This window comes from Burkholderia sp. S171 (genome assembly GCF_009766085.1).
Lineage (GTDB): Bacteria > Pseudomonadota > Gammaproteobacteria > Burkholderiales > Burkholderiaceae > Caballeronia.
On the sequence record NZ_LMUF01000007.1, the window covers coordinates 428,454 to 447,797 of the forward strand.

16 protein-coding genes are annotated in these 19,344 nt (G+C 60.7%); 12 read left to right on the forward strand and 4 right to left on the reverse strand.

Annotation, left to right across the window (positions count from 1 at the left end; genetic code table 11):
- The first annotated feature begins 55 nt into the window (after positions 1 to 55).
- The 8 genes from hflX to GSQ93_RS04945 all read left to right on the forward strand — a co-directional run bounded on the left by hflX (position 56) and on the right by GSQ93_RS04945 (position 9,685).
- Positions 56 to 1,291, forward strand: coding sequence for a GTPase HflX (hflX, locus tag GSQ93_RS04910; RefSeq protein ID WP_158934477.1), 1,236 nt, complete (start codon positions 56 to 58; stop codon positions 1,289 to 1,291).
- A 47-nt stretch (positions 1,292 to 1,338) separates the two neighbouring features.
- Positions 1,339 to 2,826, forward strand: a complete 1,488-nt coding sequence (hflK, locus tag GSQ93_RS04915; RefSeq protein ID WP_158934478.1) for an FtsH protease activity modulator HflK — start codon at positions 1,339 to 1,341, stop codon at positions 2,824 to 2,826.
- Positions 2,827 to 2,837: 11 nt separating this feature from the next.
- On the forward strand, positions 2,838 to 3,752 hold the full coding sequence (hflC, locus tag GSQ93_RS04920; protein WP_158934479.1) for a protease modulator HflC: 915 nt from the start codon (positions 2,838 to 2,840) through the stop codon (positions 3,750 to 3,752).
- 44 nt (positions 3,753 to 3,796) lie between these two features.
- On the forward strand, positions 3,797 to 3,988 hold the full coding sequence (locus GSQ93_RS04925; RefSeq protein WP_158934480.1) for a DUF2065 domain-containing protein: 192 nt from the start codon (positions 3,797 to 3,799) through the stop codon (positions 3,986 to 3,988).
- Positions 3,989 to 4,139: 151 nt separating this feature from the next.
- A complete protein-coding gene (locus GSQ93_RS04930) occupies positions 4,140 to 5,291 on the forward strand; it encodes an ATP phosphoribosyltransferase regulatory subunit (RefSeq protein ID WP_158934481.1) in 1,152 nt (383 codons plus the stop codon).
- Between the two features lie 174 nt (positions 5,292 to 5,465).
- A complete protein-coding gene (locus tag GSQ93_RS04935) occupies positions 5,466 to 6,812 on the forward strand; it encodes an adenylosuccinate synthase (RefSeq protein ID WP_158934482.1) in 1,347 nt (448 codons plus the stop codon).
- Positions 6,813 to 6,915: 103 nt separating this feature from the next.
- On the forward strand, positions 6,916 to 7,476 hold the full coding sequence (locus GSQ93_RS04940; RefSeq protein WP_158934483.1) for a phosphoribosyltransferase: 561 nt from the start codon (positions 6,916 to 6,918) through the stop codon (positions 7,474 to 7,476).
- Between the two features lie 325 nt (positions 7,477 to 7,801).
- Positions 7,802 to 9,685: a potassium transporter Kup gene (locus GSQ93_RS04945; RefSeq protein ID WP_367889734.1), complete on the forward strand. Its 1,884-nt coding sequence runs from the start codon at positions 7,802 to 7,804 to the stop codon at positions 9,683 to 9,685.
- Positions 9,686 to 9,814: 129 nt separating this feature from the next.
- Here the strand turns inward: GSQ93_RS04945 and GSQ93_RS04950 are convergent, their stop codons facing one another.
- Both GSQ93_RS04950 and GSQ93_RS37580 read right to left on the reverse strand, forming a co-directional pair.
- Entirely contained in the window at positions 9,815 to 12,172 is a 2,358-nt protein-coding gene (locus tag GSQ93_RS04950) for a Tex family protein (protein WP_158934485.1), read from the reverse strand.
- Between the two features lie 156 nt (positions 12,173 to 12,328).
- On the reverse strand, positions 12,329 to 12,586 hold the full coding sequence (locus GSQ93_RS37580; RefSeq protein ID WP_174254572.1) for a hypothetical protein: 258 nt from the start codon (positions 12,584 to 12,586) through the stop codon (positions 12,329 to 12,331).
- Between GSQ93_RS37580 and GSQ93_RS04955 the strand changes: the two genes are divergently transcribed.
- The 3 genes from GSQ93_RS04955 (at position 12,585) to GSQ93_RS04965 (ending at position 16,124) form a co-directional block, all read left to right on the forward strand.
- The gene (locus GSQ93_RS04955) at positions 12,585 to 13,415 is read left to right on the forward strand and encodes a colicin transporter (protein WP_254073745.1); all 831 of its coding nucleotides are present in this window, start codon (positions 12,585 to 12,587) and stop codon (positions 13,413 to 13,415) included. The two genes, GSQ93_RS37580 and GSQ93_RS04955, sit on opposite strands and share 2 nt — an antisense overlap.
- 75 nt (positions 13,416 to 13,490) lie before the next feature.
- On the forward strand, positions 13,491 to 13,718 hold the full coding sequence (locus GSQ93_RS04960) for a DUF465 domain-containing protein (protein ID WP_158934486.1): 228 nt from the start codon (positions 13,491 to 13,493) through the stop codon (positions 13,716 to 13,718).
- Positions 13,719 to 13,901: 183 nt separating this feature from the next.
- Positions 13,902 to 16,124 (forward strand): ATP-dependent DNA helicase, encoded by a 2,223-nt coding sequence (locus GSQ93_RS04965; protein ID WP_254073760.1) that lies wholly within the window; start codon positions 13,902 to 13,904, stop codon positions 16,122 to 16,124.
- 123 nt (positions 16,125 to 16,247) lie between these two features.
- Here the strand turns inward: GSQ93_RS04965 and GSQ93_RS04970 are convergent, their stop codons facing one another.
- Together GSQ93_RS04970 and GSQ93_RS04975 are read right to left on the reverse strand one after the other, a co-directional pair.
- Positions 16,248 to 16,709 (reverse strand): hypothetical protein, encoded by a 462-nt coding sequence (locus GSQ93_RS04970; protein ID WP_158934487.1) that lies wholly within the window; start codon positions 16,707 to 16,709, stop codon positions 16,248 to 16,250.
- A gap of 451 nt (positions 16,710 to 17,160) precedes the next feature.
- On the reverse strand, positions 17,161 to 17,946 hold the full coding sequence (locus tag GSQ93_RS04975) for an outer membrane protein assembly factor BamD (protein WP_254073761.1): 786 nt from the start codon (positions 17,944 to 17,946) through the stop codon (positions 17,161 to 17,163).
- Between the two features lie 145 nt (positions 17,947 to 18,091).
- Between GSQ93_RS04975 and GSQ93_RS04980 the strand changes: the two genes are divergently transcribed.
- Positions 18,092 to 19,342 carry an RluA family pseudouridine synthase gene (locus GSQ93_RS04980; RefSeq protein WP_158934488.1) on the forward strand — a complete coding sequence of 417 codons (1,251 nt, stop codon included), beginning with the start codon at positions 18,092 to 18,094 and terminating at the stop codon, positions 19,340 to 19,342.
- Positions 19,343 to 19,344: the final 2 nt, after the last annotated feature.

Consider the following 19,344-nt stretch of genomic DNA (forward strand, 5'->3'; position numbering starts at 1 on the left):
CACGGCATGATTGAACGTGCTAATTCACCGGTCGCTTCAAAATGAAAACATTGATTTGATCAACGCAGCGCTTGTCGGTGTCGACTTCGGAAAAATCGATTTCGATGCCAGTCTCGAAGAACTCAGTCTGCTCGCACAAAGTGCGGGTGCTCATCCCGCCGTCACCCTGACCGGTCGCCGTTCCAGTCCCGATGCCAAGATGTTTGTCGGCAGCGGCAAAGTCGAAGAGCTGCGCCTCGCGTGCGAAGCCAACGACGTGGAACTTGTCATTTTCAATCACGCCCTCGCGCCCGCGCAGCAGCGCAATCTGGAAGGCGCGCTGGAGCGGCGCGTGATTGACCGCACCAGTCTTATCCTTGACATTTTCGCGCAGCGTGCCCGCAGTCATGAAGGCAAGCTGCAGGTCGAACTCGCGCAGCTCACCTACTTGTCCACGCGATTGATCCGTGCGTGGACTCACCTTGAGCGGCAAAAGGGCGGCATTGGCTTGCGCGGCCCGGGTGAGACGCAGCTTGAAACTGACCGCCGTTTGATTGGCGAGCGGATCAAGGCGTTGAAGGCGAAGCTGAAAAAGCTGCAGCGTCAGCATGGCACGCAGCGGCGCCAGCGCGGGCGCAACCGGACCACCTCGGTCTCGCTTGTCGGTTATACGAACGCGGGCAAGTCGACGTTGTTCAATGCATTGACGAAAGCGCAGGCGTATACGGCGGATCAGTTGTTCGCCACGCTCGATACAACCTCGCGGCGCGTCTATCTCAGCGAGGAAGCGGGGCAGGCTGTGGTGTCGGATACGGTCGGGTTTATTCGCGACCTCCCTCACCAGCTGGTCGCGGCTTTTCGGGCGACGCTTGAAGAAACCGTTCAGGCAGACTTGCTGCTTCACGTGGTGGATGCATCGAGCATGGTGCGGCTCGACCAGATCGACGAGGTCAACAAGGTGTTGACCAGTATTGGCGCCGATGGCATTCCGCAGATCCTCGTTTTCAACAAGATCGACGCGGTGCCTGAGTTGGCGGCCCGTGGCGACGCGGTTGAAAGGGATGAGTATGGTAATATTTTGCGCGTCTTTTTAAGCGCGCGAAACGGTCAGGGACTTGACGCGCTGCGCGCCGCCATCGCCGAATTTGCGGCTTCCGAACCCAAAGATAACAACGAGTACACGGAACTTCCGGACGGCACAATCGTGCCGGAGTCCATGGATAGCACATCCGACGACGGAACCACGCTACCGGAAGACCACCGGTCAGCCGACGAAAGTGATGACCGCAAGGTCCCCGAACACGGGCACTGATCTGTTCCGATTTGCATTGACCCGGCTGTCTAATGGTGAATCACCGAGTGAACGACTACAACGAGCGGAGTAACCGGCAGCTTTCGCATGCCGTCTTTTCGATCAACGATCCGCGCTGGGGGCGGGGCGACGGCAATGGCGACGCTAAAACCCAGGACCCGAAGCGTCCGCAGGAACCCAAGCGCCCATCGAAGGACAAGGATGGTGAAGGCCCGCCGGATCTCGACGAAATGTGGCGCGACTTCAACAAGAAGCTCGCGGGCTTGTTCGGCAAGAAACCGGCAGGCGGCGGTCCGCGTGCCGACAACGGCCGTGGCGCCAAGATCGGCCTGGGTATCGTTGTCGGCGTGTTGATTGCGATCTATCTGGGCAGCGGCGTATTCGTCGTACAGGATGGCAATGTGGGTGTCGTGTCGCGCTTCGGAAAGTATGAAGAGTCGGCGGATGCAGGCATTCACTGGCGCCTTCCGTATCCGTTCGAGTCGCACGAGATCGTTAATACCTCGCAGATTCGTTCGGTTGAAGTCGGGCGCAATAACACCGTGACGCAAGCCAACGTTCGTGACGCATCGCTGCTGACGCACGACGCGGATATCGTCGACGTGCGCTTTGCCGTGCAGTATCAGATCAAGTCGGCGACTGATTATTTGTTCCGCAATGTCGATCCCGATCAGAACGTGACGGAATCTGCGCAAGCCGCGATTCGCGAGATCGCGGGTACCCACAGCACCGACGACCTGCTTTTCAAGGATCGCGAAGCATTGCGCGCGAAGCTTGTCGACACCATCCAGGCCTCGCTCGATTTGTACAAGACGGGCTTGCAGGTGACGGGCGTGACTATCGAGAGCGTGCAGGTGCCGGCGCAGGTTCAGCCAGCGTTTGAAGATGCCGCGAAGGTACGTCAGGACAACGAGCGCGCGGTCGACACCGCGAAAGCCTACGCAGATCAGCTGTTGCCGCGCGCGAAGACCGACGCGGCGCGCATGATCGATGAAGCGAAGGGCTATAGCAACCGGGTCGTTTCGCAGGCGCAAGGCAATGCCGAGCGCTTCAAGCAGGTCTACGCAGAATATTCGAAGGCGCCGGCAGTGATTCGTCAACGCATGTATCTGGACACAATGCAGCAGATCTATTCGCGTGCGACGAAGGTGTTCGTCGACAGCAAGAGCTCGAACAACGTGGTGTACCTGCCGCTCGACAAGCTCGTCGAAGCAAACCGCCAGAATGCAAACGCAAACGCAGCCGCCGCTGGGACGGTGCCTCCGGGCGCGTCAGGCGTTGCCGCGGGGACCGTGCCTTCGGGCGCGAATCAGCCCGTTGGCGCCGCGCCTACGGGTGTGATCGGAGGGTCGATTACGCAGGATGCACGCGCCGAAAGCGCGTCGGCGGCTTCGGCCGTGACTGCGCAGGCCGCCGCTCCCGCCAGCGCTGCAGCTTCTGCTGCTGCCTCGGGCGCTGCCGCGCAGTCGTCGAGTGACCCAATGCGCTCGCGCGATGCGTTCCGTTCGCGTTCGCGCGAAGACGACACGCAATGAGGAGCGCGATCATGAATCGAATAATTGCGCTCGTCGTCGCCGTGGTAGTCGTGTTGTTCATCGGCTCGTCCATGATGTTCGTGGTTGATGAACGCCATGCGGGCGTTGTGTCTGCACATAGTGGCGGCACGCCCACGCTTGTCACGCCCGGTCTTCATTTCAAGTTGCCGCCGCCGTTCCAGACGCTGACGCTGATCGACACCCGTACGCTCACGCTCGACGAAGCAGGCTCGGACCGCTTCAATACGTCGGACAAGAACGAGGTGATCGTGAATACGGTCATCAAGTATCGTGTGGCTGATCCGCTCAAGCTGGTCGAAAGCAACGAGAAGAATACGCAGACGGCGCAGGACCGGCTGGCCGCGCTCACGCGCACGGCGTTGACGTCGTCGTTCACCAAGCGTTCGCTGACGGATGTGCTCGGCGAGCAGCAAGCAATTGCGAGCGAAGCGCAGAAGGTGATCGAGCAGCCGGCAGCGGCGTTCGGCGTGGAACTCGTCGACCTGCAACTGACGCGTATCGACTTTCCGCCGGCGGTGGCCGATTCGGTCTACAAACGCATGATCGCGGCGCGCCAGCAAGCGGCAGCCGAGGAACGCGCGAAGGGAACAGCCGACGCCGATGCGCTGAAAGCAAGCGCGGAGCGCCAGCAGGAAGGCATTCTTGCCGATGCCTACAAGGAAGCGCAGACCATCAAGGGTGAGGGCGATGGCAAGGCTGCATCCATTGCCGCCGATGCATACGGCGTCGATCCGCAGTTCTACCAGTTCTATCAAAGCCTCGAAGCGTATAAAAAGACCTTCAATGCCGGCGACGTGATGGTTGTCGATCCGAGCAGCGATTTCTTCCGCTTTATGCGCAGCCCGAACGGTGCTGCGCCGAGCGGCACCGATGCCACCACCCCGGCACTCGCGCGCAAGCGCTGAGTTTGTCCATGCGTCGCGGCGAAAGCCGCGGCGCTTTGAATCGAATGGATATGGCTGCATCGTTACTGCTCGCGATCGCGTTGATGCTGATTATTGAGGGGATGTTTCCGTTCGTCTTCCCAAACTCCTGGCGCGACACGTTCCGCCGGATCGCGCAACGGCCGCCGCACCAGATTCGTATCGGTGGCCTGATCGCCATGGCGCTTGGCGTGATCTTGCTGATTATCGCGACGTGACTCGCAACGTGACGCTTGCAACCTGACGCTGGCGATCTGAAATTTCAAAGCGGGCCGACTTACAGTCTCCAGTCGCCCTTAGACTCAAAGCTTGCGCTTACCCGCGGCGAGAATCCCCGCCGCGCTCAAACGCTCCGTAGGAAACGCATCGATGTCCACCTGGTTACTTCCCGAGAATATCGCCGACGTCTTGCCGTCCGAGGCTCGCAAGATTGAAGAATTGCGCCGTCGGCTGCTCGACCGTTTTCGTTCGTACGGCTACGAACTCGTCATGCCGCCCATGCTCGAGTATCTCGAGTCGCTGCTCACCAGCGGCGGCAGCGACCTGAACCTGCGCACATTCAAACTTGTCGATCAATTGTCCGGCCGCACGCTCGGCCTGCGTGCCGACATTACGCCGCAGGTTTCGCGTATCGACGCGCATTTGCTGAATCGGCAGGGTGTGACGCGCCTTTGTTACGCGGGCAATGTGTTGCATACGCGACCGCGCGGTCTGCACGCTACGCGCGAGCAGATCCAGATCGGCGCGGAAATCTACGGTCATGCGGGACTGGAAGCGGATCTCGAGATCCAGCAACTGATGCTGGATTCTCTGCGTCTGAGCGGCCTCGATAAAGTGCGCCTCGACCTCTGCCACGCTGGTGTTTTGTCGGCGTTGCTGGATCTGGAACCGGCTGCGGCGGCGCTCGGTGAAGCGTTGTTCGACGCACTCGGTGCCAAGGATGTGCCGCGCCTGAACGAACTCACGGCCAAGCTCGGCGATGTCACCCGCGACGCGTTGCGCGCGTTGCCTTCGTTGTATGGCGATGCTTCCGTGCTCGATGAAGCGCGGGCCCGGCTGCCGAATCTTCCGGTGATCGGCCGGGCGCTGGACGACCTCGCGTTCCTCGCGGCCCAGGCAAATGGAGCCGAGCTGATGATCGATCTCGCCGATCTCCGCGGTTACGCATACCACAGCGGCGTGATGTTCTCGGCATACGTTGACGGCGTACCGAACGCGGTGGCGCGGGGCGGCCGTTATGACGACGTCGGCCAAGCCTACGGCCGTGCGCGCCCAGCGACGGGCTTTTCGCTCGACCTGCGCGAAGTCGCCCGGATTTCTCCCGTCGATGCCCGCGGCAGCGCTGTCCTCGCTCCGTGGAAGCATGACGAACCGCTGCTCGCGGCAGTCGCGCAATTGCGCGATGCGGGCGAAGTGGTGATTCAGGCGTTGCCCGGCCACGACCATGATCTCGACGAGTTCGCGTTCGATCGCGTCCTGGTCGAGCGGGATGGAAAGTGGGTCGTAGAGGCCCGTTCCTAGCGGTTTTGCGGTTTGCCGGTGCGTTTTTCATCGACACATTGCGGCAAACCGCAGACAAAACTTCTGCCAGATCTGATCGATGCAAAATCGATACGCGTTCGCAAATACCGGGAAAAACTCGGAACCTTCCGCGAACATAGGTAAAATGCTTTTTTAACCAGCTATCAAATTGACATGTCTGCCAGCGCAGTGAATGTGAACCCGGGGCGCAACGTCGTCGTGGTCGGCACCCAGTGGGGTGATGAAGGCAAGGGCAAGATCGTCGACTGGTTGACGGACCACGCCCAAGGCGTCGTGCGCTTCCAGGGCGGCCACAATGCCGGCCACACGCTGATTATCGGCGGCAAGAAAACCATCCTTCGACTGATTCCGTCGGGCATCATGCGCGCCGGCACCGCCTGCTATATCGGCAATGGTGTCGTGTTGTCGCCTGAGGCGCTCTTCAAGGAAATCGGCGAATTGGAATCGGCAGGTGTGGACGTCCAGAAGCGTCTGTTCATCTCCGAAGCCGCCAACCTGATTCTTCCGTATCACATCGCTATCGACCAAGCCCGCGAAGCGCGGCGCGGCGCGGCGAAGATCGGTACCACCGGACGCGGCATCGGCCCGGCGTATGAAGACAAGGTCGGCCGCCGCGGTTTGCGCGTGCAGGATCTGTACGACCGTGAAGTGTTCGCTGAGCGCCTGCGCGAAACCCTCGATTTCCACAATTTCGTGCTGACCGGTTATCTCGGCGCCCCTGCGGTGGATTACCAGGAAACGCTCGACACCATGTTCGGTTACGCCGAGCGCCTCGCGCCCATGGTGACCGACGTCTCGCGCCGCCTCTATGACGAAAACCATGCTGGCCGCAACCTGCTGTTCGAAGGTGCGCAAGGCACGCTGCTCGACGTCGATCACGGCACCTACCCGTACGTCACGTCGAGCAATTGCGTGGCGGGCGCGGCGACTGCCGGCGCGGGCGTGGGTCCGCAAAAGCTCAACTACATCCTCGGCATCACGAAAGCGTATTGCACGCGCGTGGGCGCAGGCCCGTTCCCGAGCGAGTTGTATGACGCCGACAACGCCAATCGCCAGGAGCAGGTTGGCCTGACGCTCGCGACCGTCGGCAAGGAATTCGGCTCGGTGACCGGCCGTCCGCGCCGTACCGGCTGGCTTGACGCCGCCGCGCTGCGCCGCTCGATCCAGATCAACGGCATCTCGGGCTTGTGCATGACGAAGCTCGACGTGCTCGACGGCCTGGACGAAGTGAAGCTGTGCGTGGGCTACAAGCTCGACGGCAAGGATGTCGACATCCTGCCGCGCGGTGCGTCGGAAGTGGCGCGTTGCGAGCCGGTGTACGAGACGTTCGGCGGCTGGAAGGAAAGCACCATTGGCATCACGCAATGGGACAGCTTGCCGGCCACTGCGCGCAAGTACTTGTCGCGGATCCAGGAAGTGGCGGGCGTGCCTATCGACATGGTGTCGACTGGTCCGGATCGCGACGAAACCATCCTGCTGCGTCATCCGTTCAAGGTTTAAGTAGCCTGGACGGGTAGCATCGACCAAAGTGGCCGCGAATCAGCGGCCACTTTTGCATATTCAACAGACGTACAGTGCTGTACATATTTAATAGAGTTTCACCATGATCGCGATGAAAGATCCGCGCAACGACGACCGGAACCTGTGGGTAGGCTGGGACGAATATCACCGGTTGATCGAACTGCTTGCGCTCACTGTGCATGACTCGGGCTGGAAGTTCGACAATATCCTGTGCCTCGCACGTGGCGGTTTGCGGGTCGGTGACCAGCTTTCGCGCATCTATGACTTGCCGCTTGCCATCCTGGCGACGAGTTCGTATCGCGAGGCGGCCGGCACGGAGCAGGGCACGCTCGATATCGGGCAATACATCACCATGACGCGCGGCGAGCTGTCCGGCAATGTGCTGCTCGTAGACGACCTGGTCGATTCCGGCGTGACACTTTCGCGCGTGCAGCAGCATCTGAAAGAACGTTATCCGGCAGTCACGGCAGTGCGTTCCGCTGTGCTTTGGTACAAGGGCTGCTCCAAAGTGACGCCCGACTATCACGTGCAGTTTCTCGAAACGAACCCGTGGATTCATCAACCGTTTGAAGAGTGGGACACGGTCCGCCCGCACAACCTCGGCGCCTGGATCAAGCGCGGCGTCCAGGACGAGCGCAGCTGATTCGAGGTCTGAGCTTGTTCAAGTCGTGCGCGTGAGCGGTTTACGTGAGCGATCAGTGCTTACGCAGCACAACGAAACTGAAACGAAACGCCGTTCGATTCGCCTATCCGGTGCGATCGCCCGGCGTTTTTTTGCTTATTGTCGGTTAAAGCGGGTTAAAGCCGGAAAGCACCGGGCATGCACCTTCATGGCTTTGCCGCAATGCTAAACTGCCGTCTCGCTCCGGTCGTAGCGGTATCACAACAGGCCGGTCGGGCGCCGCACGCAACGTTAGAATGGCGTTCGTTTTTTCCGCTTCGGACGGCTTCCCGCGTTTATGAACAATATGACTCACGCGCACGAGCGCAAACAGCCGTTACCTGCCCTGGCACTTGCCGCAATCGGCGTAGTGTTCGGCGATATCGGCACCAGCCCGCTATACGCGTTGAAAGAGGCCTTCAGCAAAACGCACGGTATTGAACTGAGCGAAGCCTCCATCCTGGGGGTTATCTCGCTGTTGTTCTGGGCGATCATGATCGTGGTCTCCATCAAGTACGTGCTGTTCGTGATGCGCGCCGATAACAACGGCGAAGGCGGCGTGCTCGCGCTGATGACGCTTGCCTTGCGCACATTGAAGGGGTCCGGACGCGCTACCGGCGTGCTGATGATGCTCGGCATCTTCGGTGCATGCATGTTTTATGGTGACGCGGTCATTACACCGGCCATGTCGGTGATCTCGGCGGTGGAAGGGCTGGAAATCGTTTCACCGGCGCTTGCTGAATGGGTGATCCCCATCACCATCGTCATTCTCGTGATGCTTTTCTGGATCCAGCGTCGCGGTACGTCAGTGGTCGGCAAGCTCTTCGGCCCGATCATGGGACTGTGGTTCCTGACGCTGGCCGTGCTGGGCGTGTATCACATCGTTCAAATGCCCCGTGTGCTGGTCGCGTTGAATCCGTATTACGCGTTTTCTTTCATGGCTTCCCACGTGCTGCAGGCGTATATCGTGCTCGGTTCGGTCGTACTGGTCCTGACCGGCGCGGAAGCGCTATACGCCGATATGGGGCACTTCGGCGCCAAGCCCATTCGATACGCGTGGTATGGCCTCGTGATGCCGTCTCTAGTGGTCAATTATTTCGGCCAGGGCGCGTTGCTGATGCATTCGCCGGAAGCTGCCGAAAGTCCGTTTTTTCTCCTGGCGCCAGAATGGGCGTTGTTGCCGCTCGTCATTCTCTCGACGGTCGCGACGGTGATCGCATCCCAGGCCGTCATTTCAGGCGCGTATTCGCTGACGAGCCAGGCCATTCAGCTTGGCTACGTACCGCGCATGAAGATCCTGCATACCTCGGATCTGGCGATCGGGCAGATCTATATTCCAGTGGTGAACTGGATGCTGTTGTTCGTCATCCTGTGCATTGTGATCGGCTTCAAAAGCTCTGAAAACCTTGCTGCTGCATATGGGCTTGCCGTCACCGCGACCATGCTGGTCACGACTATTCTTGCGTCGGTTGTGATGACCAAGCTGTGGGGCTGGAACAAGTTTCTGGTGGGCGCGATCATCAGCGTGTTTTTTATCGTCGATGTCGGGTTCTTCGGCGCCAGCCTGCTCAAGATCGAGCAGGGCGGCTGGCTGCCACTGGGTATTGGCGGCGTGCTGTTCTTCCTGCTGATGACGTGGTTCAAGGGCCGCATGATAGTCAAGGACCGGACCGCCGCCGACGGTATCCCGTTGATGCCGTTCCTGCAGGGACTGCTTGCACATCCGCCGCATCGGGTGTCGGGGACTGCAATCTACTTGACGGGCAACGACTCGCTCGTGCCCGTTAGCTTGTTGCACAACCTGAAGCACAACAAGGTCCTGCATGAACGGACGATCTTCCTGAATTTCGTCACGCGCGATGTGCCCTATGTCGATGACGACAAGCGCGTGGAAGTGAAGGACGCGGGCGGCGGGCTCTTTCTCGTGAAAGCACAGTATGGTTTTAACGAAACGCCCGATGTGAAGGCGGTGCTCAATGAGATCGGCCGTACCCATGACATGACGTTCGAACTCATGGATACGTCGTTCTTCATGGCACGCGAAACGGTTGTGCCAACGCAGTTGCCGGGTATGTCGGTGTGGCGCGAACGGGTGTTCGCGTGGATGCATCAGAATGCCGCCAAGCCCACTGACTTCTTCAGTATTCCCGCGAACCGGGTGGTCGAGTTAGGGACAAAGATCGAGATTTGATGGGAGGCGTGCGGTGGTTTGTGTTTGAGACCATGCCGCACGCGTTGCCCGACTTGATCCCTCAAGATTGCTAAATAGAAAAAACGGCCCGATGGGCCGTTTTCGTTTAGATCGAAGCGTGTTGCGGGTTCACTTTTTCAGCTTGGCGAATGCCGCAGCCATTGCGCTGGCGGCTTCCGGTTCGCGCTTGCCGCCGTTATTGCCCCGGACATCGCGGGCACTGCCGCCACCACCCGCGCCGCCACGACGGTCTTGCGCACCGCGTGGCTGTTGTTGTGCCTGCCCGCCGTCGGGGGAGAAGTCATCGTCGAGGCGCATGGTCAGCGCGATCCGCTGGCGCTTCACATCGGTTTCGACCACTTTCACCTTGACGACTTGACCGGCCTTCACGACCTCGTGCGGGTCCTTGATGAACTTGGTCGACATCGCCGATACGTGCACCAATCCATCCTGATGCACGCCGATATCGATGAACGCGCCAAACGCTGCGACGTTCGTGACTACGCCTTCCAGGATCATGCCCGGCGTGAGATCGGAGAGTTTCTCGACGCCGTCGCGGAACGTGGCCGTCTTGAACTCCGGACGCGGATCGCGGCCGGGCTTCTCCAGTTCCGCGAGGATGTCGCGTACGGTCGGCAGACCGAATCGTTCGTCGACGAATTCAGCCGGCGACAAGCCCGCCAAGGCTTCACGCTTGCCCATGACATCGGCGGCGTGTTTCTTGATCTTGGCCAGGATCCGTTCGACGACCGGATAGGCTTCCGGGTGCACCGATGAGCGGTCCAGCGGATTCACACCGTTGTTGATGCGCAGGAATCCGGCGGCTTGTTCGAAGGTTTTATCGCCGAGACGCGGCACTTTCTTCAGTTGATCACGCGATGCAAACGGGCCGTTGGCATCGCGGAAATCGACGATATTGCGGGCGAGCGTCGCGTTCAAACCCGACACGCGCGCAAGCAGTGCAACCGATGCGGTATTGGCATCCACGCCGACCGCGTTCACGCAATCCTCGACCACCGCATCGAGCGAGCGGGCGAGGTCGCGCTGATTGACGTCATGCTGATACTGGCCCACACCGATCGCTTTCGGATCGATCTTGACGAGTTCGGCGAGCGGATCCTGCAGCCGCCGCGCGATAGATACTGCGCCGCGCAACGTGACGTCGAGATCAGGAAATTCCTTCGATGCCAGTTCGGACGCCGAATAAATCGATGCTCCCGCTTCGGACACCACGATCTTCTGCAGCTTCAGTTCCGGATGTTTCGCGATCAGTTCGCTTGCGAGCTTGTCGGTCTCGCGCGACGCCGTGCCATTGCCAATACTGATCAACTCAGCCTGCGTCTGCGCGGCGATCCGTGCGAGCTTGGCAAGCGAGCCGTCCCAGTCGCGGCGCGGCTCGTGCGGATAAATCACGTCCGTGGCGAGCAGCTTGCCGGTGCGATCGACTACGGCTACTTTCACGCCGGTACGCATGCCGGGATCGAGGCCGATCACGGCTTTCGGACCCGCCGGTGCGGCAAGCAAAAGATCCTTCAGGTTGCGTGCAAACACGCGAATGGCCTCGGCTTCGGCTTCTTCGCGCAAATTCGTCAGCAAATCATTTTCGATATTCGGCTGGACCTTCACGCGCCAGCACCAGCGGCATACGTCCGAGAGCCATTTATCGGCCGGCCGGCCCTGATTCGCGATGCCTACGTGGCGCGCGATCAGCGCTTCGCCGGGATGCGGCACTTGCGCGTCAAGCTCTTCGCCCAGTCCCAGCTTGACCATCAGGACGCCGGCATTGCGGCCGCGAAACAGCGCGAGTGCCCGATGCGACGGGACGGTCCGGATGGTTTCCGAGTAGTCGTAGTAGTCGCGGAATTTCTCGCCTTCCTCAGTTTCCTTGCCCAGCACGACAGTCGAAATCACGCTGCCTTGCTTGAACAGGTAGTCGCGAACCTTACCGAGAATTTCCGCCGTTTCGCCAAACTGTTCCGAGAGGATGTCGCGGGCGCCATCGAGCGCGGCCTTGATATCGGCGACGCCTTTTTCTGCGTCCACATAACGCGCGGCTTCTGTCTGCGGATCGAGCGTCGGGTCGGCGAGCAGGGCATCCGCGAGCGGCTGCAGGCCTGCTTCACGGGCGATCTGCGCACGCGTGCGGCGCTTCGGTTTGTAGGGCAGATACAGATCTTCGAGCACCTGTTTGCTGTCGGCGCCTTCAACGGCTGCGCGCAATTCGGGCGTGAGCTTGCCTTGTTCGTCGATGCTCTGGACAATCGTCGCGCGCCGGTCTTCCAGCTCGCGAAGATAGATGAGCCGTTCCTCGAGATTGCGCAATTGCGTGTCGTCGAGATTGTCCGTTACTTCCTTTCTATAACGGGCGATAAACGGAACGGTTGCGCCTTCATCGAGAAGCTGCACGGTTGCGGCGACCTGCCGCGGCTGCACATTCAACTCGGTGGCAATGCGCTGGACAATCTTGAGTGCTACGGTTTCCGTCATGGGGGTCTGCGTCAGCCTGCTGGCTCATCAAGGGCTTTTCGTACCGCGCATTTCACTCGCATTTCACTGTAAGCCGCGCGAACACGTTTGCCGGGTTGGTGAAGCGGGGCATTTTGCCATAAATGCCGGAGGGCTCCGGCGCGCGGTGATAGAATTTCAGGATCGTAGAAGCTGCTTTTCCACTACCTTGTCCGTCTCCTTGTTCGTTTCCTTGCCCATCACGCTGGCTATCACGTTGCCGACTTTCCGCCTTTCGCCCGCTTTGCCGACTGCTCCAGTCGATTCGTTCGCCTCGACCGGTCCGGCCGCATCGGGTGGCGGTGTTGCCATCGTACGGCAGGTCTCGCCGTTCGCCCGGTCCGTTGCGGCAATATTGTTCGCGTTAACCTGTGCGGGTGCCGGCACTGCCGCCATGGCGCAGACGCCGAAGCCCATCAACCCGGGTACGTCGGTCACGCAAAGGCCGCTTGACGAAAGCGGCGCGCAGGACAATGGCAATGCCGGACAAGCGGCGTCGGGCGCGCAGGCGGGTCAGATCGGTGCAATCGGTGCAATCGGCGTAAGCGATGCTGACGCAGGGCAAGCTCCTGCCGACCCGAATGGTTTCACCGCGCGCCAGAAGGCGTTGGACGTTCGCAGCGCGGAGAACAACTATCTCTACGGGGTCAAGCAGCACGATTGCTACAGCAATTTTTTCGTCAATCATTGCCTGGACAAAGCGCGCGACGCCAAGCGTGACGTAGCTCAGCAAATTCGCAAGGAACAACTGGCGCTCGACGACGAACAACGTCTGCTGCACGCGCAGCAGCGGGACCAGCAAACGGCGATCAAACGCGCGCAGTACGCGTCCGAGGCGCCGCAGCGCGCGGCGAACGAGAAGGCGAGCGCGGACTCGTTTGCAGAGAAGCAGCGCCAGAATGCCTTGTCGGAGGCGCAGCGAACGGCTGAAGCGCCGCAGCGCGCGGCGAACCAGGCCGATTACGACCGCAAGCAGGCGGATTACCAAAAGAAACTGGCCGATGCCGCCGCGCGCGGCGTGCAGGACGCGAAGGACCGCGAGGACAAGGCAGAACGCTTTGCGGCCAAGCAACGTGATGCTGCCGAGCATCAGACGGAAGTCCAGGCCCGCCAGAAGGAAGCCGCCGCCAAGCAGCAACAGCGTGCACAGCAGGACGCGGCAGACAAGGCGCATCAGCAAGAACTCAAGCAACAGCAACAACAGCAACAACAGCAATCCAAGTAAGCCGGGGCCGGACAGCAACCTCGGGCGACGCCGTCAGTGACCTGAAGCGGCTCGCCGCGACCAGGGGAGGCGAATATGCATGCGTATCCTGCAGCAGCAGTCGACACAGGCACGATCCTCGAACGGATTGGGCAGCTGGAAACGGAGCATCACGGCCTGGATAGTCTTATCGGCAAGATGGCTGAGGTTCCCGGCATCAACGACTTCGAGATCAGGCGCCTGAAGAAGCGCAAGCTCAAGGTCAAGGACACCATCATCCTGCTGCAATTGCAGTTGGAACCGGACGCGCAGCTCAATCCTTGATGCACATGTAATGCACAGGTGATGCAAGCGCGGGCCGGAAGAATTTTTACGCCAGCCGCCCTTGGCGCCTTATCGGCGAGGGTAGCCAAGCCTGGCTTACTGACACGCGTCATAAGCCGGAACACAAGCAGGAACGTCCCTTTGAATTCGCCCGACAATGCCCTCACAGAGAACGCGGAATCCGTGCTGAAGCCGGCCGCGAAGGCGGGTGTCGCCGACACTACGCTTTCCCTCTCGCTGGCACCGAAGCGCCGCACGGAACTCGACGCAATTTTCGCCGCCGAGGGTCTGTTGGCGCGGCAAATTGATGGTTATCGCTCGCGTGCTTCACAGGTCGACATGGCCCGCGCGGTTGCGGCCGCCATGGAGGCGTCCGGGCGCGCCATGCCTGAACCCGCGATGTTCGACGCGCAACGCCGCTCCGCACGCAAGCTCGGGCCATCGGATGCGCCCGTCGTTCATGAGGAAGGTGCGGACGAGTTGGGTGTGGCGTTGGTGTCGACTGGCATCGATGGTGGCGAAAACACGCTGATCGTGGAAGCAGGGACGGGGACGGGCAAGACCTTTGCGTACCTCGTGCCGGCCATGCTGTGGGGCGGCAAGGTGATCGTCTCGACCGGCACGAAGCACTTGCAGGACCAGCTATTCCAGCGCGACATCCCTACCGTGCGCGACGCGCTTGCCGTGCCGGTGTCGGTTGCCATGCTCAAAGGGCGCGCGAATTACCTGTGTCACTACTATCTGCAGCGCACGGCCGACAACGGTCGTTTGCCCACGCGCCAGGACACGTCGCATCTGCAGGAAATCATTCGTTTCGCCAAGATCACGCGCACCGGCGACAAAGCCGAACTTGCGAGCGTGCCCGAGAATTCGCCCGTCTGGCCGATGGTCACATCGACCCGTGACAACTGCCTCGGCCAGGAATGCCCGCAGTACAAAGAGTGCTTCGTGATGCAGGCGCGGCGCGAGGCGCAGCAAGCGGATATCGTGGTGGTGAATCACCACCTGTTTTTCGCCGACGTCATGTTGCGCGACACCGGCATGGCCGAGTTGCTGCCAACCGCAAATACCATCATCTTCGACGAAGCGCATCAGTTGCCCGAAACCGCGACGCTGTTTTTCGGCGAAACGGTATCCACCACGCAGTTTCTCGAACTGGCCCGTGACGCCGTAGCGGAAGGCTTGAGCCACGCCCGCGATTTCTCCGACTGGACAAAACTCGGCGCCGCGCTGGAACGTGCGGCGCGCGACGTGCGGCTGGCGTTTAAAGAAGATTCGGTGCGGATGTCGCTTGGCCAGCTTGCCGATGACCATCCGCTATTTGACGCGCTCGACACGCTTGAAGAGCATCTTGACGCACTCACCGCGGCGCTTGGCGCGCACGCTGAGCGGGCTGAGTCGCTAGGCGCACTGTTGCGCCGTGCGCGCGAATTGCAGGGCTTGCTGGGTGGCTGGACCGCACCGCCGACTGCTGTCGAAAAGGCCGTAGCCGAGGAAGCTGAAGCGGCGGCAAAGGCCGATCCAAACGAGATGGTGCGCTGGATAGAAGTGTTCTCGCATACGGTTCAGTTGCACGAGACGCCGCTTTCCGTCGCGCCTATTTTTTCGAAGCAGCGCGCCGGTGTGCCGCGGGCCTGGATCTTCACATCGGCGACGTTGTCGGTGCGTGGCGATTTCACGCACTACGCTGCGCAAATGGGCCTGAACGCGCGTCGTTCAATGACGCTGCCCAGTCCCTTCGATTACCCGACGCAAGGCTTGTTGTACGTGCCGCGTAACTTGCCGCAACCGTCGTCGCCGAATTTCACCGACGCCGTGTTCGATGGCGCGCTGCCCGTGATCGAGGCATCGAAGGGCGGCGTGTTTTTCCTTTGCACGACGTTGCGCGCGGTCGATCGGATTGCGATGCGGCTGCGTGACACGATCGAGCAGCGCGGCTGGGACTACCCGCTACTGGTGCAGGGCGATGCCAGCCGCACCGAATTGCTCGACCGCTTCCGCTCGTACGGCAACGCCATCCTGGTGGGCAGCCAGAGCTTCTGGGAAGGGGTGGACGTGCGGGGCGATGCGCTGTCGCTGGTGGTTATCGACAAGCTGCCGTTTGCGCCGCCCGATGACCCCGTGTTGTCAGCGAGGCTGGACGCGTTGACGAAGAAGGGGTTGAGCCCGTTCGCTGTGCATCAGTTGCCGCAGGCGGTGATTACGCTCAAGCAGGGCGCGGGCCGATTGATCCGCGCGGAAACGGATCGGGGTGTGCTGATGATCTGCGACACCCGTCTCGTCGATAAACCCTACGGCCGGCGCATCTGGCAAAGCCTGCCGCCGTTCAAGCGCACGCGTGAACTGGAAGTGGTGCGCGCTTTCTTCTCCGATCGGCAAGAGTTGACGGATCAAGACGACGAATGAGCGCGGCGTGTTAAGCGCCGCGCGCCCGTTGAACGTCTTGCCGTGCAATCCGTGGCGCGTTTCTTCCTCGTGAACATGACACCGGATCAGGCCGCGTTAATCAAAACCTGACCCGTTACGCAATCAGCCGCCGGGCGGTTGAGCCGGCACCGTCTGCCAACCTCCGGGACAGGCCTTGACGTACGGATAATAGCCGTCAGGCTTCCTGCAGTAATACCAGGAGCCTGCTTGCTGCGCGCCACTGCCCCCGCCAGTCATGTTCGCTTGTTGACCCTGCTCGACATACTGCGTCGGCAAAGCGGGATCAGCGACCGGCACCGGCCCGTAAGCGTAGTAGCTTGGGTAGTATCCGGAGTAGTACGGGTACGGATAGCCACCGACAAAACCCGGGCCGAAATAGACCCCGACTGACGTGCTGCAGCAACCACCGTGATAGTACCCGCCGCCGTGGTAATAGCCGCCGCCATGATAGCCGCCCCCCCAGCCACCGCCGCCACCGTGATAGTAGCCGCCGGCCGTGGCTGCGCCGCTCGCACCCAGGGCCGCCAACACCAGCAATAGCTGGCACGCTCTACGCCCATTCATGATGATCACCTCGACTGTCCGCGCTATTTCAGATTTGATTCGCCGAGCCGGATCTCGCACAGGGCAGGCTGTCCCGAATCAGGACCGGCTATTCACAAGTGTATGAATTTCGGAGACATTTTTCCGTCTTTGTGTAACGGCACATGACACGTGCCCCGGTCGCACCCGACAACAGAGTTGTTATTTCTGCTTGCCTGCGGCTAATCGTACGCCAAGCGTGCTTTTCATGTCAGGACGCAATGCGCTATCTCTTTGAGAGAGCGGCACTCGCAAGGCGTTGCCTGCGTGGAACCCGGTTCAGCTAGTGACGAGTGTGTTCGAAAAAAAGCCGCGCTCCGAATGGGCGCGGCTTCTTACAGGATCTAACTGAACTGCATGACGGCTTTCGCTGAGTGTTTTCGTTGCAGCAGTCAGCATGACCTTCAGCTTGACCTTCAGCGTGGAAAACCGCTTACCAGATCTGCCACCACGATTTGTTTTCCTTACCCGGGCGCGATTTGCCGGTGACATACGGGCTGTCGGGGAACGTAGCAGCCAGCACGCGCTTCGTGTCGCCTTCCAACTGCGGCTGGTCGAGCTTGCCGTACGACAGCATCATGATATGCAACGCGTCTTCCGTCGCAGGCGCATTCCGATATTCACGGATAGCGAGCTGCGCACGGTTGATGGCAGCCACATAAGCGCCACGCCGATAGTAATAATCCGCAGCGTGCACTTCGTGCGAAGCCAGCGCGTTCACAATGTAGCGCATGCGTTGAGCCGCATCGGGCGCATACTTGCTTTGCGGATATTTGTCGACCACGACCTTGAACGCGTCGTACGATTCGCGAAGCGACACCGGATCGCGCTCGCTCATGTCCTGGCCGGAAAAGCGGCCGAACAGTCCGAGGTCGTCGTTGAAGTGGATCATGCCTTTCAGGTAATACGCGTAGGCAATGTCCGGGTGATCCGGATGCAGCTTGATGAAGCGGTCGATAGCCGAATCTGCGGAAGCGGTTTCACTGTCTTTCCAGTCGCAGTAAGCCACGTTGATCTGCGCTTGTTGCGCAAAATGACCGAACGGGTCGCGACCTTCAAGGTTCTCGAAATACTTCGCACATTTGCCGAAGTCACCGCCCGTTAGCGCATCTTGCGCCTCCGAGTATAATTTGCCGTTATTCCACGTTGCCGTTTCGTCGGTTTTCTCGGGCAAACCATGACAGCCCGCAACAATGACGGCACTCGCAGCCAGCGCCATGACCTTGACAGACGTGTTCGACGATAGTCGGACCAGTTGACGGACAGGGTTCAAAACGGTTCTCAAAGCTTGATTCACGGCTCGCATCAGTGCTTGCATTTTCTAGCTCATGCCTTTCTGGCTAATTCCCAGCTTTTCAGTCTAAATGACCCGCTCAAGTACAAGTCGTACCAAAGATCGCAGCAAAGATTATAGCCCAAGCGCATCGGCCGACGACGCACGTCCGGACGATTTGACCGAACCGGCCGCTGCGCCGGACGCGGCAAGCGAAATTCACGGCAAACCCGTGCCCACCAACCTGCACGAGCGCCGCGCCGACGCTGAAACGCCGCGCACGATTCTCGTCCCCGACGAGTATGCCGGCGAGCGCCTCGACAAGGTCATGGCGCGGTTATTCCCGGAATTTTCGCGCAGCCGGTTGCAGACCTGGATCGACGCGCAACGCGTGGTGGTGGACGGCGCGCCCGCGAAGATCCGGCAGCCGGTGCCGCTCGGCGCGACCATCACGCTGATTCCTGATCTGCTGCCCGAACAGCTTGCGTTCACGCCGGAACCGGTGCCGCTCGAGATCGTCTATGAAGACGATGCGCTCGTGGTCATCAACAAGCCGGCGGGCATGGTCGTGCATCCGGCTGCGGGCAACTGGAGCGGTACGCTGCTCAACGGCTTGCTGTACCGGTACGGCGATGCCGCCGCCGGCTTGCCGCGCGCGGGTATCGTGCATCGGCTGGATAAGGAGACGTCGGGGCTGATGGTGGTGGCACGCACGCTCGAAGCGCAGACAATCCTCACGCGTCAGTTGCAGGCACGCACGGTGAAGCGCCGCTACGTCGCGCTGGTGTGGGGGACGATGCCAGACGAAGGCACGATCGACGCACCAATTGGCCGCGATCCGCGCGACCGCACGCGCATGGCGGTGGTGGAGAGCGCATCGGGAAAATACGCCCGTACGCACTACCGCACCATCGACCGCGCGATGTGGAATCAGCAGCCCGTGTCCGCGGTCCATTGTGATCTCGATACCGGCCGCACGCACCAGATCCGCGTGCATTGCGCGCATATCCGCCATCCGCTGCTAGGTGATCCGATTTATGGCCATGCGCGCGGCAAGCGTTCGGTCCAGCCGCTGCCGGATGGGTTCAATCGTCAGGCGCTGCATGCCTGGCGGCTCGGACTGATCCATCCGACCACGGGTCGCGACATCAGCTGGCGCGCTGACGTACCCGAGGATATTGAAGCGTTGGCGGCGGAACTGGGCCTGGGTCGCGACGAAGCGACGGATCTCGATCCGGAGGACGAGGATTTCATCGATGAAGACGATGGTGGCGTTCAGGCGCGCGGTGGCTGGGACGAGTCGCAGCCAATCGAATACGACGACGATGACGACGAGGAATGACG